Here is a 13,869-nt window from a genome sequence, read left to right on the forward strand (position 1 = left end):
CTCATGTGAACTTTCTGTGAAAAAAGGGGAGTGTGTGACATAGTTCACAAGGAAACATCCTGCCTCTGTATATAGTGAATTTAGAATACCTGACTCGGAAGGAGTGAAATATTCATGAAAAAAAAGAAAATGAGTCCGTTGTTTAGGAGATTAAACTATTTCTCTCCTATTGAGCATCAATCAAATAAACATAGCCAAACAACCTATGAAGATCGTGATTGGGAGAATGTATACAGAAACAGATGGCAGTACGATAAGGTCGTCCGCTCCACCCACGGTGTCAACTGCACAGGGTCCTGCAGCTGGAATATATACGTGAAAAACGGCATCGTCACGTGGGAAGGGCAAAATTTGAATTATCCTTCAACAGGCCCGGATATGCCTGATTTCGAACCGAGAGGCTGTCCGCGGGGGGCCAGTTTTTCATGGTATATTTACAGCCCGCTCCGTGTGAAATATCCGTACGTGCGCAGTGTGCTGATCAATTTGTGGCGGGAAGCATTGCAGGCTCATCAAAACCCTTTGGAAGCATGGAAATCGATCGTTGAAAATCCGGATAAAGCGAAGTCCTATAAACAGGCGCGGGGAAAGGGCGGCTTTGTGCGCGCTGAATGGCCGGAGGTGCTGAAGCTGATTTCTGCTTCTTTGCTGTATACGGTTATAACATACGGCCCTGACCGGAATATCGGGTTTTCTCCGATTCCGGCTATGTCTATGATCAGCCATGCGTCAGGCTCGCGGTTTATGTCTTTGATTGGCGGCCCTATGCTCAGTTTCTATGATTGGTATGCGGATCTTCCCCCGGCATCCCCGCAAATCTGGGGCGACCAGACAGACGTCCCGGAAAGCAGTGATTGGTACAACTCAGGCTATATCATCACATGGGGCTCCAATGTGCCGTTAACGAGGACGCCGGATGCGCATTTTTTGGCAGAAGCCCGCTATAAAGGCGCTAAGGTCATCTCAATCAGCCCGGATTTCGCGGAATCCTCTAAATTTGCAGATGACTGGCTGAGCATCCGCCAAGGAACAGACGGCGCGCTTGCGATGGCGATGGGTCATGTGATCCTGCAGGAGTTTTACGTTAATCAGAAGACAGAGCGTTTCAAAGAGTATGCAAAGCAATATACGGATTTCCCGTTCTTTGTCACTCTAACTAAAGAGGATGGCGTGTATACGGCCGGGCGTTTTCTTCATGCAAAGGACATCGGGCGGCAGACAGAGCATGATCAGTGGAAGTCTGCGGTGTGGAATGAACGTACAAGCGCATTCGCGATCCCGCAAGGAACAATGGGCTCCCGCTGGGACGGCCAAAAGAAATGGAACCTGCACATGATAGATGAAGAAACAGGCGAATCGATTGAACCCCGGCTTTCGGTGCTCGGCATAGAGGACGAAATCGGCACGGTTCGAATCCCTTATTTCTCAAATGAGGGGAACAGAGTGCTTGAGCGAGATCTGCCTATAAAAAAACTGGCGCTGGACAATGAGGATGTGTATGTCACAACCGTATTTGACTTGATTTTGGCTAACTACGGCGTGAATCGGGGGATCGGGGCAAAATCAGCCTGCTCGTATGACGATCCTGAGCCGTTTACGCCAGCCTGGCAGGAGCAGGTGACAGGGATCAAAAAAGAGATGGTCATTAACATTGCCAGGGAATTTGCTCAAAATGCGATCGATACAGAGGGCCGGTCCATGATTATCGTAGGAGCGGGGATCAACCACTGGTTCAACTCAGACACGATCTACCGGGCGGTGTTAAATCTTGTTTTACTGGTAGGCGCCCAAGGCGTAAACGGCGGAGGCTGGGCTCATTATGTGGGACAGGAAAAACTCCGTCCTGCTGAAGGCTGGCAGACGATCGCCAACGCTAAGGATTGGGAGGGGGCGCCAAAGCTGCAAAACGGCACTTCCTTTTTCTATTTTGCGACTGACCAGTGGCGCTACGAGGATCAGCCGGTCAGTGACTTAGCATCTCCGATCGCGGCATCCTCCCGCTACAAGCATCACGCCGACTACAATGTGCTGGCGGCAAGACTCGGGTGGCTTCCGTCTTATCCGACATTTGATAAAAACGGAATTGACCTGTACAAAGAAGCTGAAAAAGCGGGAGCGAAGACAACAAAAGACGTTGCTGACTATGTGGCCCGCCAGCTTCAAGAGAAAAAACTGAAATTTGCCATTGAAGATCCTGACAATGAAGCGAATTTTCCGAGAAACCTGTTCGTGTGGAGGGCGAATCTGATCTCCAGTTCGGGAAAAGGGCATGAATATTTTCTCAAGCATCTCTTGGGAACGACGAACGGCTTGATGAATGACGACAGCGACAGTATCCGTCCTGAAGAAATCAAGTGGCGCGAGCAGGCACCGGAAGGAAAGCTCGATTTGTTAATCAATCTCGATTTCCGAATGGCCGGTACCGCCTTGTATTCCGATATCGTGCTTCCGGCGGCGACATGGTATGAAAAACACGATCTCAGCAGCACTGATATGCATCCGTTTATCCACCCCTTTGCCCCGGCTATTTCGGCTCCTTGGGAATCGAAGTCGGACTGGGATATTTTCAAGGCTTTATCAAAAGCCGTCTCCGATCTCGCGGAAGAAGTTGATATGAAGGCGGTAAAAGAAGCTGTCGCCGCACCGCTCCTCCATGACACGATGCAGGAAATGGCGCAGCCTCTCGGAAAAATCAAGGACTGGAGCAAAGGCGAATGCGAAGCCGTCCCGGGGAAAACAATGCCGAACATTCAAGTCGTTGAAAGGGACTACAAACAAATCTTTCATAAAATGACCGCGCTCGGCCCAAACGCCGCCTTAAAACCAAGCGGAACAAAAGGCATGAGCTGGTCGATTGCCGATGAATACGAATCACTCAAAAAAAGGCTGGGAGAAGTCACCTCAGACAGTGTCGCAAAGGGATGTCCGAATATAAGCGAGGCCAAGCAGGCGGCAGAAGCCGTTTTAACCCTTTCGTCCACGTCGAATGGAAAAGTTGCCGTAAAAGCATGGGAATCACTTGAAGATATCACCAATCTGAAGCTGAAAGATCTGGCTGAAGAGCGGGAGGAAGAATGCTTTACGTTCGAACAAATCACGGCTCAGCCCAAAACGGTGATCACATCTCCGGCATTTACAGGCTCGGAAAAAGGCGGGCGCAGGTATTCGCCGTTTACGACAAATGTGGAAAAATTAATCCCTTGGCGTACGCTGACAGGCAGACAATCCTATTATGTCGATCATGAGCTGATGATGGAGTTCGGGGAAACGATGGCGACCTTTAAACCGATCCTCCAGCATCGCCCTTTCTTAAGCAAACGGCCAGATCAAGAGGGCAAAGAAATCGTTCTCAATTATTTAACGCCGCATAATAAATGGTCCGTGCACAGCATGTATTTTGATTCCCTGCCGATGCTTACGCTATTCCGCGGCGGGCCGACAGTATGGATGAATAAAGATGATGCGGCAGATACGGATATCAAAGACAACGATTGGATTGAATGCTTTAACCGAAATGGTGTTGTCGTAGCCAGAGCGGTTCTGTCTCACCGGATACCAAAAGGAATGGCGTTTATGCACCATGCCCAAGACCGCCACATCAACGTGCCCGGCACAAAACTGACCAATAACCGCGGAGGCACCCATAACAGTCCGACAAGGATTCACGTTAAGCCGACACAGATGATCGGCGGCTATGCCCAGCTCAGCTACGGCTTTAACTACTATGGCCCTACGGGGAATCAGCGCGATCTGAATGTGGTCATCCGCAAGCTGAAGGAGGTCGATTGGCTTGAAGATTAAAGCGCAAATCGGAATGGTCATGAACTTAGATAAATGCATCGGCTGCCACACGTGCAGCGTGACCTGCAAAAACACATGGACAAACCGTTCCGGTGCCGAATATATGTATTTCAATAATGTAGAAACAAAGCCAGGTATCGGCTATCCGAAGCAATGGGAGGATCAGGACAAATATAAAGGCGGCTGGACCTTAAAAAAAGGAAAGCTCGAGCTGAAATCAGGCCCGAAAACCAACCGTCTTGCAAATCTTTTCTATAATCCGAATCAGCCAACCATTGATGATTACTACGAGCCTTGGAACTATGATTATGAAACGCTGACTAACAGTCCGCAGAAAAAACATCAGCCCGTAGCGCGGCCAAAATCGTCGCTGACAGGAGATTTCATGAATATTGAATGGGGGCCGAACTGGGAGGACGATCTGGCGGGCGGCCACATTACGGGGCTTGAAGATCCAAACGTGCAAAAGATGGAGGAATCGATCAAGACAGAATTCGATGAGGTTTTTATGATGTATCTGCCGCGCATTTGTGAGCACTGCATCAACCCGGCATGTGTCTCGTCCTGCCCGTCCGGCGCCATGTATAAACGCGAGGAAGACGGCATTGTGCTCGTGGATCAAAATGCCTGCCGTTCATGGAGATACTGTGTTTCATCCTGTCCTTATAAAAAAGTCTATTTTAACTGGCAAACGAACAAAGCGGAAAAATGCACACTCTGCTTTCCGCGTTTGGAGGCGGGACTGCCGACCATCTGTTCAGAGACATGTGTGGGGAGAATCCGTTATTTGGGCGTCATGCTGTATGACGCGGATAAGGTGGAGGAAGCGGCATCTGCAGAAAATGAAAAGGATCTCTATCATTCTCAATTAGAAGTGTTTCTTGATCCGAATGATCCCGAGGTTGCTAAACAAGCAAAAGAACAGGGCATCCCGACAGAATGGATAGAGGCTGCACAGCAATCGCCCATTTATAAGATGATCATCGACTGGAAAATCGCCCTGCCGCTTCATCCGGAATATCGGACATTGCCGATGGTTTGGTACATTCCTCCTTTGAGTCCGATCATGAATCTCTTTGAAGGAGAGGGAAGCCGGCAAACAGCGGAAGACATTTTTCCGGCTATCGACCAAATGAGGATTCCGATTGACTATTTGGCGCAGCTATTAACGGCCGGTGATACAAATCATATTCGGTCCACATTAAAGAAAATGTCTGTCATGCGCCAGTATATGAGAGCGGTCCAGACGAATAAATCCATCGACCCGGCACTGATCTCCAGTGTCGGCTTAACAGAACAGCAAATTGAAGACATGTATCGGCTGCTTGCGATCGCCAAATACGATGACCGATTTGTGATTCCGAGCAGCCACCGTGAAGACATTTCTGATTTATACGCTGAACAAGGGAGCTGCGGCTTATCATTTTCAGGCGGTCCCGGCTCTTGTATATAACCAAAGAAAAATGAGGTGTAACACGATGAACACCACAGACCGGCAAATCACATTCTCGGCTCTTTCCTATCTTCTTTCGTATCCGGATGAAGAGTGGAGAGCGGAACATCCCGAATGGGAAGATCTGATCAATGAAATCGAAAATCAGCATATCCGGGAGAAACTGCTTCACTTTGTAAAGTCATCAGCATGTTTTTCCCCGCAGGCCCTGATTGAACATTATGTATACACGTTTGACTTCGGGAAAAAAACGAATATGTATGTCACCTACTTTAACTCAGGCGAGCAAAGGGAACGCGGCATTGAATTGCTGCAGTTAAAGAACACTTATGAGCAATCCGGTTTCCTCCCGACAGACAAAGAGCTTCCTGATTACCTGCCGCTTATGCTGGAATTCGCCGCCATTGCGGAGATGAAGGAAGCCAAGAGCATATTTGAGAAGTATCTGTCTAATTTGCGGGAGCTGACATCCCGTTTAGATCAAAACCAAAGTTTATATGCCGTACTGCTGGATGCACTGCTTACCGCGCTTGAGGAAATCGGCTTGTGTGAAAGCAGCGAAGGAGCTGTTCGGACATGAGCGGGCAGATCCTGTGGGTCATCATGCCGTATATGGTATTGACGATATTTATCGGCGGGCATATTTACCGCTATCAGCACGACCAGTTTGGCTGGACCGCCAAATCAAGCGAACTGTTAGAAAAGAAAAAGCTTGCGGCGGGCAGCACGCTCTTTCATTGGGGGATGCTGTTTGTTATCGGCGGACACGTTATGGGCATTCTCATCCCCGAAGGTGTATATCGTGCAATCGGCATCACAGAACACGTGTATCACAAAATGGCGATTGGCGTCGGCTTGCCGGCGGGAATTGCTGCAGTAATTGGACTTTTCATCCTGACATACAGAAGGCTGTTTGACAAAAGAATCCGCAAAACCAGCTCGCCCTCCGATTTTCTCACGCTGTTTTTGCTGCTGTTTGTGATGGTCTCGGGCGTTGCAGCCACATTTCTCAACGTTGATTCGAAAGGATTCGATTACCGGACAACCGTCGGGCCGTGGTTCAGGCAGATCTTTTTGTTGAGGCCGGACGCTTCTTTAATGGAGAGTGTTCCGCTATGGTTTAAGCTTCATATTCTCATGGGATACGTCATTTTTATCATGTGGCCATTTACGAGATTGGTTCACGTGTTCAGCCTGCCGCTCAAATACCTGACCCGCAGCTATGTCGTGTATCGCAAGCGTTCGAAACAGCACATACAGCATCCGTAAAAACATCCCCCTTTGCCAAAAAGGGGGATTTCTCATCTTCTCTTCACATTATAGGAAAAAATAAAAACCTAAGATATTTTCTTACAAGACAATTGCTTGGCGGCAAGGAATACTGATATTTTTGTATTTGGAAATAACAATATATTCGAAAAAGGAGAGTGAAGAATGAAACGGATGTTCCTCATTTTAACTGCCTGCCTCATCACTAGCGCCGGGGTTCTGACGCTCAGACATTCTCATGTGTTAACCGGCGGCACAGCCGGCCTTTCTCTAAGCCTGACATACGTGTTTCATTCCTCGTTTGCTATGATCTTCTTTCTGGTTAATATCCCGTTTTATGTCTTCTCTTTTATCAGAATGGGTGCCAGCTTCACTTTATCCACCATATTTGCAGTAACAGCACTGACTCTTTTTACAAGCGCTGATCACTGGCTTCCGCCCGTCTCTTTTTCCCCGTTTGCCGGCGCGATTTGCGGCGGAGCATTGATCGGGTTCGGCCTGTCGCTCATGTTTTATCACCAGGCATCCCTTGGCGGCGCCAATATTCTCGCTTTATTTATGCAAAAGCGATACGGGTGGAATCCGGGAACGGTTAATTTCGCCTTCGATTTCGCCGTTGTGCTGGCCGGCATTTTTTCCGTCGGTGTGCAAAAAGGCCTCTGCTCCATCCTGTCCATTGCCATCACGGGATTGGCTGTCGGCTTCTTTAAGCATAAAATCAAAAGCAGCTACTCGCTGAAGCCAGATTTGCTTAAGAACTTTACTTCCGGCCAATCACAGGAAGCCTCCTCGTAAGCCTTTCCGCCCCGTGCGCGGAGAGGCTTTTTTCATAGAAAGGTTTAAAGGTTAGAAATAAGAGGAAATACGAAGGTAATCGGATCGGAATGGAGAGGGGACAAATGCTGAAAAGGAGACTGGAGTTTTTCTTTTTATATATCATGCTCATCGGGGCATACGTCATATGGGTTTTTCCGGTTTCCAGGCTTGAGTTTTACGGAGGATTGCTTTGCTATGCGGGCATTATTTTGTTCAGCATTTATTCGTTAATCCTTGAAAATCGAACGTCACAGCACACGCTGTTATGGATACATATTCTAGTCTTTTTTCCGATCGCGGGCTACATGTTTTATCTGTTTTCCGGACAGCTGTATGTAAAAGGAAAGCTGTTTAAAACAAAACGAATGTACAACAGGGAGAAGCTTCGAAAGCAGTTTGACATGGAGGAAACGCCTGAAGTAACCGGATTGAAGGACAATCAAGAAAGATTTTTTACCTATTCCATCAGGGCTTCACATATGAATATCAACACGAAAAGCAAGGTGAAGGTTTTGAAAAACGGGGAAGAAACCTTTCCTGATATTTTCAAAGCAATGCGGAAAGCGGAATCTTATCTGCATATCGAATACTACATGTTCAAATCGGACATGCTTGGCCGCGGCATGATGGAGATTATGATGGAAAAGGCGCGTCAGGGTGTCGAGGTGCGGTTTTTATATGACGCTGCGGGCAGCATCAAATTGGCAGGAAGAGATATTATGAAAATGAAAAAAGCGGGCGTGGACATCGTTCCTTTTTCTCCGCTGAAATACGGGTTCTTCAATCAGAAATTGAATTTTCGAAATCACCGTAAAATCGTGATCATAGACGGGAAAATCGGCTTTGTCGGCGGATTGAACGTCGGGAAGGAATATATCAGCCGAGACCCGATTATCGGTTTTTGGAGAGACACTCATCTGCGGCTGGAAGGAGAAATTGTGCAAACGCTTCACGCCATCTTTATGCTGGATTGGGAATATGTCTCTAATGAAGTGTTAATTGATCAAAAAGAATACAATACGCCAGTCCCCGTGGAGGGAGGAGGCATTTATCAAATTGTCGCGACAGGGCCTGACATGAAGGAAAGCATGAGTGACCTCTACTATGAAATGATTTCTACAGCGCAGAAATCTGTGTGGATCGCCACGCCTTATTTTGTCCCGAATGAATCCATCCGCACGGCTTTGAAAGCCGCGGCGACAAAAGGGGTTCAGGTGCGGATTATGGTGCCGGAGACGAATGACAGCTTTTTAACGCAATACGCGTCGAGATCGTATTTCCCTGAGCTGCTTCTAGAAGGGATTGAGGTGTATTCCTATCAAAAAGGCTTCATGCATCAAAAAGTGATAATCATTGACGGCGATCTCGCCTCAGTCGGAACCGCAAACATGGATATGCGCAGCTTTCAGCTCAATTTTGAAGTGAACGTTTTTTTCACGGATGCCGAAGCGATCCGCACCTTGGAAGACCATTTCGAAGAGGATATGCTGGAAAGTGAGAAGCTTAGCCCTGTCGGCTTTTATAAAAGAGGAATGGCCGACCGGACAAAGGAATCAGTTGCCCGTCTCTTTTCAAGTGTTCTGTAAGAAAAAAGAAATACTGTCTTTCAAAACAGCCAGTGTATAGTATAATTGAGAAATCTTATCAGTTATTAATGCATTGGGGGAAGATAGGGTGCTGCGGCAATTTTTTGCGTATTATAAACCATATAAAACATTGTTCTTTCTCGACTTTTTCTCGGCGATCGCAGGAGGCTTAATGGAGCTGAGTTTTCCTTTAATCGTCAATTATTTTATTGATACCTTGCTTCCGGGGAGAGACTGGGGCCTGATCATCGCGACCTCAATCGGATTGTTCGCGGTTTACGCGCTCAGCTCGGCTCTTCAATATGTCGTCACGTATTGGGGGCATATGCTCGGAATCAATATTGAAACCGATATGAGAAAGTCGCTATTTGACCATCTGCAAAAGCTGTCCTTCAAATTTTACGACAACAACAAGACGGGAACGTTAATGTCGAAGCTGACGAACGACTTAATGTACATCGGCGAAGTCGCCCATCACGGTCCAGAAGATTTGTTCATCGCCATTATGACGATTCTCGGGGCGTTCGGGGTTATGCTGTTTATCAACTGGCAGCTGGCATTGCTGACGTTTATTATCATGCCGATTGTCATTTGGCTTGCGCTTTACTTCAATAAAAAAATGACCAAAGCGTTTACGACGCTGAACAAGGATATCGGAGACTTCAGTGCGCGGGTAGAAAATAATATCGGCGGCATCCGGCTCGTTCAGGCGTTCGGCAATGAATCGTTTGAAAAAGAGCGCTTTGCTGTCAACAATCAGCGATTCCGCATCACTAAGCTGTCATCATATAAAATCATGGCGAAAAACGGCTCCATCAGCTATATGCTGACACGGTTTGTCACGCTGTTTGTCCTCTTGTGCGGTACGTGGTTTGTCATCCGAGGCTCCTTGTCATACGGAGAATTTGTGGCGTTTGTGCTATTAACGAATGTCCTGTTTCGGCCGATTGACAAAATTAACGCCATTATTGAAATGTATCCGCGGGGAATTGCCGGCTTTAAAAGCTACATGGAACTGATGGAGACGGAGCCGGATATTCAGGATTCTCCTGAGGCGAGAGACGTTTCCGGACTGAAAGGTGATATCCGCTATCAGCATGTTTCGTTTGGCTATGATGAGAATCAACATGTCCTTCATGACATTAACCTGACCATTCGGGCGGGGGAAACGGTAGCGTTTGTCGGTCCGTCCGGAGCGGGGAAATCAACACTTTGCAGTCTGCTTCCGCGCTTTTATGAAGCGTCAGAAGGCGACATTACCATTGACGGCATCAGCACTAAAGACATGACGCTGTCTTCTTTGCGCGGGCAGATTGGCGTTGTGCAGCAGGATGTTTTCTTATTCTCGGGCACACTGAGAGAGAATATTGCATATGGCCGTTTGGACGCATCGGAAGAGGAAATCTGGCAGGCTGTGAAGCAGGCTCACTTGGAAGAACTCGTCAATAACATGCCGGATGGATTGGACACTGTCATCGGAGAACGCGGCGTAAAACTTTCCGGCGGGCAAAAGCAGCGCCTTTCAATTGCGAGGATGTTCTTGAAAAATCCATCTATCCTGATTCTGGACGAGGCAACTTCCGCCCTTGATACGGAAACAGAAGCGGCGATCCAAAAGGCGCTTCAAGAATTGTCGGAGGGGCGCACGACGCTGGTGATCGCCCACAGACTGGCGACGATCAAACACGCGGACAGAATTGTCGTCGTGACAAAAAACGGTATCGAGGAACAAGGGCGGCATCAGGAACTGATCGAAGCCGGCGGTATTTACAGCAGACTGCATCATGCACAGTTCGGAGAGATGGTGCAGCAATAGGAGGAGAGTATGGATAGAAAAAATGTGCTGTACATAGCTGTTTCGTTAGACGGGATGATCGCGAGAGAGGATGGGAGCGTCGACTGGCTGGATGAATTTGAAGGCGAGGGTGATAACGGGTACAGTGAATTTTATCAGACTGTTGATACCGTCATATTAGGGCGGAGCACATACGAACACATCAAAATTCTCACACCCGTTTTTCCGTATCAGGATAAAACATGCTACGTGTTTACAGAAACGCCCGACAGCTATCATGATAAACACGTGATGTTTATCGATGAAGACATCAAAGCGTTCACCGGCCGCTTAAAACAGCAAAAAGGCGTAAACATCTGGATTGCGGGCGGGGCAGAGCTGGTGAATACCTTTATGAGAGAGGACGCCATCGACGAATACATCATCACTGTCATCCCGGTTGTATTGGGGAGCGGCATTCCGCTGTTTCATGAACAAAATACCGAAACAAAGCTGCGTTTAACCGATATGAAACGATTTGGACAGGCGGCGCAGCTGCATTATAAACGAGCATAAGAAAAAGGATAGACATCACTGTCTATCCTTTTTTATGTAAGTTAGAGCGCTTCTCTCTCAGCGGGCTCAATCATATTCTGAAACTTTTCAACCAGCTGAGACGCTTTTGTTCCTTCAACCACAATCAGATATTCTTTTTCGTTATGAGCCATACGGAACGTTTCCAGCTCGATTAAGCTTTTGATTTTGCACATCGTTTTCTTTGAGTAAATATAAACCTCGTGGCTTCCGGAATGGCACATTTTATATAGGTGAATCAAATTTCTTAAAGTAAATGCCTGTGCGGCTACTTTTAGAGACTTGATGTTTTTCATGTTCTTTCTCCTCCATTGATTCTTGTCTTATATAGCGTATGTTCCCAATGTGTACAAACTGTAAACCTGTTTTTGCACACTTATGATTTCCATTGCAGAGTGCCGCCGCCAATCCGTTTCACGCCGCGGATTGAGCTCAATTCATCCATCAGCCGGAGAAGCGCCTTGTCCTTCTGTTTCGCCTCGATCATAAAATCAATATTGGTTCCCCATTGCCTGAAGCGCTCCAAAAGCGGCAGCAAGAAGTTGGCGTCTACATATTCCGCATGGCTGCGCACCGCTTGCTCCGATTTTGGAGAGGAAAGATGGACCTTCGGCTGCAATCCGATCCGCTGCCATGTGTTGATCATCCGGGGCAGTGCTTCATTCAGGTCTGCATGATCATCCGAGTTTGCGTAAAAATGATGAAAATCAAAGACAAACGGAACATTCTCTTGTTCACAGACCTGAAGCGTCTCTTCCGTGGTGTACGTTTTATCGTCATTTTCCAGCGTCATCCGCTGTTTGATCTCTTTCGGAAGCATTTTCATGTTTTGATGAAATTGTTTCAGAGCGTTTTCTTTGTTTCCGTAAGCGCCGCCGATATGGATGTTGATAACTGAGCGGTCTGCAATCCCCATCGCTTCAAGCATGCGGTAGTGATAAGCCATATCGGTTACTGCATTTGCTGTAATGGATTCTTTAGGGCTAGTAAACAGGGTAAACTGGTTAGGATGAAAGCTTGTGCGCAGATTGTATTTTTTCACGAGCTCTCCAATCTCACGGAACTCCTTGCGAAACGGCGTCACAAAGTCCCACATCACGTCAGGATGAGTGGCCAGCGGCACAATTGAGCTGGAAAAACGGTACAATGGAATATCGTGGCCGATGATATAGTGAAGGGTTCTCATGGTATTGCGCAAGTTGGCTTTCGTCACAGCCAAAAGGGCTTCTTTTCTCTCATCCTCGGGCAGCTTTGAATAACGGGCGAATGTCAGTGTTTTGGCGGGAGACGCATCCCAAAGGCTCATCGCATTTGAGACGAACCCGAATCTGAAAATCATAGGAACTCTCCTTTATAGAAAATAAGATAATGCTTTACCGAGCCATTCCGCCGGTCGCTGCCTGAACGTGCGCTTTTTGAAATTTTCTTTTGTCAGCAGCTCCGACTTTTTAATATCCTCTTCAATCGTGGCATAGACTTCTTTTGTAAATGCAACATCATCAATTTCAACGTTTACCTCTTCATTTAAAAACAGGCTGCGCTGATCAAAATTGGCTGTGCCGATGATGCTGAAGTGATCGTCAATGATCAAGGCTTTCACATGATAAAACCCTTGGTAAAAACGGTAGATGAGACAGCCGGCATCCAGCAGGTCCGAATAATATGTAAAAGCAGCTTCTCTGACCAGCGGGTGATCTGATTTCATCGGCACAATCAATGTAACGTCTACACCGTTTTTTCTTGCTTTGACCAAAGCCTGCTGAAGCGGTTTAGTCGGAATATAATATGGCGTGCAAATCGTAATGCGCTCTTTCGCCTGTGCGATATTTGCCAAATACGTTTTTTCAAGAGAATAGCCGTCAGTCGCATAAATCTTATGAGGGATATTCCCTTGGGGAAGCTCAGGCCAAACATCCGGACCCAGTTCGGCTGATCCGGTATTTCGTTTCAGGTCGGCTGTAAAAAGCGTTTGAAGATCGCGGACACCTTCTCCCGTCATACGCAGATGATAATCCTCCCAATTGCCGAACTTCGCCTTTTTTCCAAGGTATTCCTCACCAATGTTAAACCCGCCGACATAGCCGACTTTTCCATCCATCACAGCAATTTTCCGGTGATTTCGTTTTTGTATATGAAAAAAGAAATAAGGGAAACGGGGCCGGTTCAGAAAATGAACGTGAACGCCGGCGTTTTTCATTGTCTCCAGCGCCGGTTTTTTAATTTTTTGGCTGCCCGACCAATCCAGAAGCAAATAAACCGATACGCCGGCCTGGGCTTTTGTTTTCAGCAGTGTGAACATATTGTGGCTGACCTCATCGTTTTTCATAATGAAAAACATCACGTGAACGGAAGAGACGGCATCGCGTATATCCTCCATCATCCGTTCAACAAGACCAGCGCCGCAGTGAATCAATTCGATATCACTTTTCTTTTTTGAAAAAACAGGCTCATACGCTTTCTTTCTGTATGCGGCGCGGCCCATAAAGATATCCAGCAGGATTAAAGCCAATAGTATGATGACAACGATGAGAATCACGAAAAATACCTTCATCCCGGCACTCCTTTCCGTAGTTGTA

11 protein-coding genes are annotated in these 13,869 nt (G+C 47.2%); 8 read left to right on the forward strand and 3 right to left on the reverse strand.

Annotated features, from left to right (window positions below; all coding sequences use genetic code 11):
* Positions 1-114: 114 nt before the first annotated feature.
* The 8 genes from CJU60_RS02060 to CJU60_RS02095 all read left to right on the forward strand — a co-directional run bounded on the left by CJU60_RS02060 (position 115) and on the right by CJU60_RS02095 (position 11,275).
* Positions 115-3,801 carry a nitrate reductase subunit alpha gene (locus CJU60_RS02060; protein WP_095712797.1) on the forward strand — a complete coding sequence of 1,229 codons (3,687 nt, stop codon included), beginning with the start codon at positions 115-117 and terminating at the stop codon, positions 3,799-3,801.
* The gene (gene narH, locus CJU60_RS02065) at positions 3,791-5,254 is read left to right on the forward strand and encodes a nitrate reductase subunit beta (protein WP_024123204.1); all 1,464 of its coding nucleotides are present in this window, start codon (positions 3,791-3,793) and stop codon (positions 5,252-5,254) included. The genes CJU60_RS02060 and narH overlap by 11 nt, the downstream gene beginning before the upstream one ends.
* 25 nt (positions 5,255-5,279) lie before the next feature.
* On the forward strand, positions 5,280-5,834 hold the full coding sequence (gene narJ, locus CJU60_RS02070; RefSeq protein ID WP_095712798.1) for a nitrate reductase molybdenum cofactor assembly chaperone: 555 nt from the start codon (positions 5,280-5,282) through the stop codon (positions 5,832-5,834).
* The gene (narI, locus tag CJU60_RS02075) at positions 5,831-6,523 is read left to right on the forward strand and encodes a respiratory nitrate reductase subunit gamma (RefSeq protein WP_059292339.1); all 693 of its coding nucleotides are present in this window, start codon (positions 5,831-5,833) and stop codon (positions 6,521-6,523) included. Before narJ ends, narI begins: the two co-directional genes overlap by 4 nt.
* Before the next feature lie 165 nt (positions 6,524-6,688).
* A complete protein-coding gene (locus CJU60_RS02080; RefSeq protein ID WP_095712799.1) occupies positions 6,689-7,318 on the forward strand; it encodes a YitT family protein in 630 nt (209 codons plus the stop codon).
* A gap of 104 nt (positions 7,319-7,422) precedes the next feature.
* The gene (gene cls, locus CJU60_RS02085; RefSeq protein ID WP_095712800.1) at positions 7,423-8,925 is read left to right on the forward strand and encodes a cardiolipin synthase; all 1,503 of its coding nucleotides are present in this window, start codon (positions 7,423-7,425) and stop codon (positions 8,923-8,925) included.
* A gap of 88 nt (positions 8,926-9,013) precedes the next feature.
* Positions 9,014-10,741 (forward strand): ABC transporter ATP-binding protein, encoded by a 1,728-nt coding sequence (locus tag CJU60_RS02090; RefSeq protein ID WP_095712801.1) that lies wholly within the window; start codon positions 9,014-9,016, stop codon positions 10,739-10,741.
* A 9-nt stretch (positions 10,742-10,750) separates the two neighbouring features.
* Positions 10,751-11,275 (forward strand): dihydrofolate reductase family protein, encoded by a 525-nt coding sequence (locus CJU60_RS02095; protein WP_095712802.1) that lies wholly within the window; start codon positions 10,751-10,753, stop codon positions 11,273-11,275.
* Between the two features lie 41 nt (positions 11,276-11,316).
* Here CJU60_RS02095 and CJU60_RS02100 read toward each other — a convergent pair whose 3' ends face one another.
* The 3 genes from CJU60_RS02100 to cls (CJU60_RS02110) form a co-directional block, all read right to left on the reverse strand.
* On the reverse strand, positions 11,317-11,589 hold the full coding sequence (locus CJU60_RS02100) for a hypothetical protein (RefSeq protein ID WP_010332264.1): 273 nt from the start codon (positions 11,587-11,589) through the stop codon (positions 11,317-11,319).
* Between the two features lie 80 nt (positions 11,590-11,669).
* Positions 11,670-12,632, reverse strand: coding sequence for a UV DNA damage repair endonuclease UvsE (uvsE, locus tag CJU60_RS02105; protein WP_095712803.1), 963 nt, complete (start codon positions 12,630-12,632; stop codon positions 11,670-11,672).
* A 12-nt stretch (positions 12,633-12,644) separates the two neighbouring features.
* Positions 12,645-13,844, reverse strand: a complete 1,200-nt coding sequence (gene cls / locus CJU60_RS02110; RefSeq protein WP_095712804.1) for a cardiolipin synthase — start codon at positions 13,842-13,844, stop codon at positions 12,645-12,647.
* Positions 13,845-13,869 lie beyond the last annotated feature (25 nt).

Origin of the sequence: Bacillus sp. 7705b (assembly GCF_002289525.1) — a bacterium.
Lineage (GTDB): Bacteria > Bacillota > Bacilli > Bacillales > Bacillaceae > Bacillus > Bacillus halotolerans.

Excerpts from the sequence above, each read along its gene's own strand:
- CJU60_RS02060 (WP_095712797.1), top strand. The coding sequence starts at position 115 with ATGAAAAAAAAGAAAATGAGTCCGTTGTTTAGGAGATTAAACTATTTC.
- narJ (WP_095712798.1), top strand. The coding sequence starts at position 5,280 with ATGAACACCACAGACCGGCAAATCACATTCTCGGCTCTTTCCTATCTT.
- narI (WP_059292339.1), top strand. The coding sequence starts at position 5,831 with ATGAGCGGGCAGATCCTGTGGGTCATCATGCCGTATATGGTATTGACG.
- CJU60_RS02080 (WP_095712799.1), top strand. The coding sequence starts at position 6,689 with ATGAAACGGATGTTCCTCATTTTAACTGCCTGCCTCATCACTAGCGCC.
- cls (WP_095712800.1), top strand. The coding sequence starts at position 7,423 with ATGCTGAAAAGGAGACTGGAGTTTTTCTTTTTATATATCATGCTCATC.
- CJU60_RS02095 (WP_095712802.1), top strand. The coding sequence starts at position 10,751 with ATGGATAGAAAAAATGTGCTGTACATAGCTGTTTCGTTAGACGGGATG.
- CJU60_RS02100 (WP_010332264.1), bottom strand. The coding sequence starts at position 11,589 with ATGAAAAACATCAAGTCTCTAAAAGTAGCCGCACAGGCATTTACTTTA.
- uvsE (WP_095712803.1), bottom strand. The coding sequence starts at position 12,632 with ATGATTTTCAGATTCGGGTTCGTCTCAAATGCGATGAGCCTTTGGGAT.
- cls (WP_095712804.1), bottom strand. The coding sequence starts at position 13,844 with ATGAAGGTATTTTTCGTGATTCTCATCGTTGTCATCATACTATTGGCT.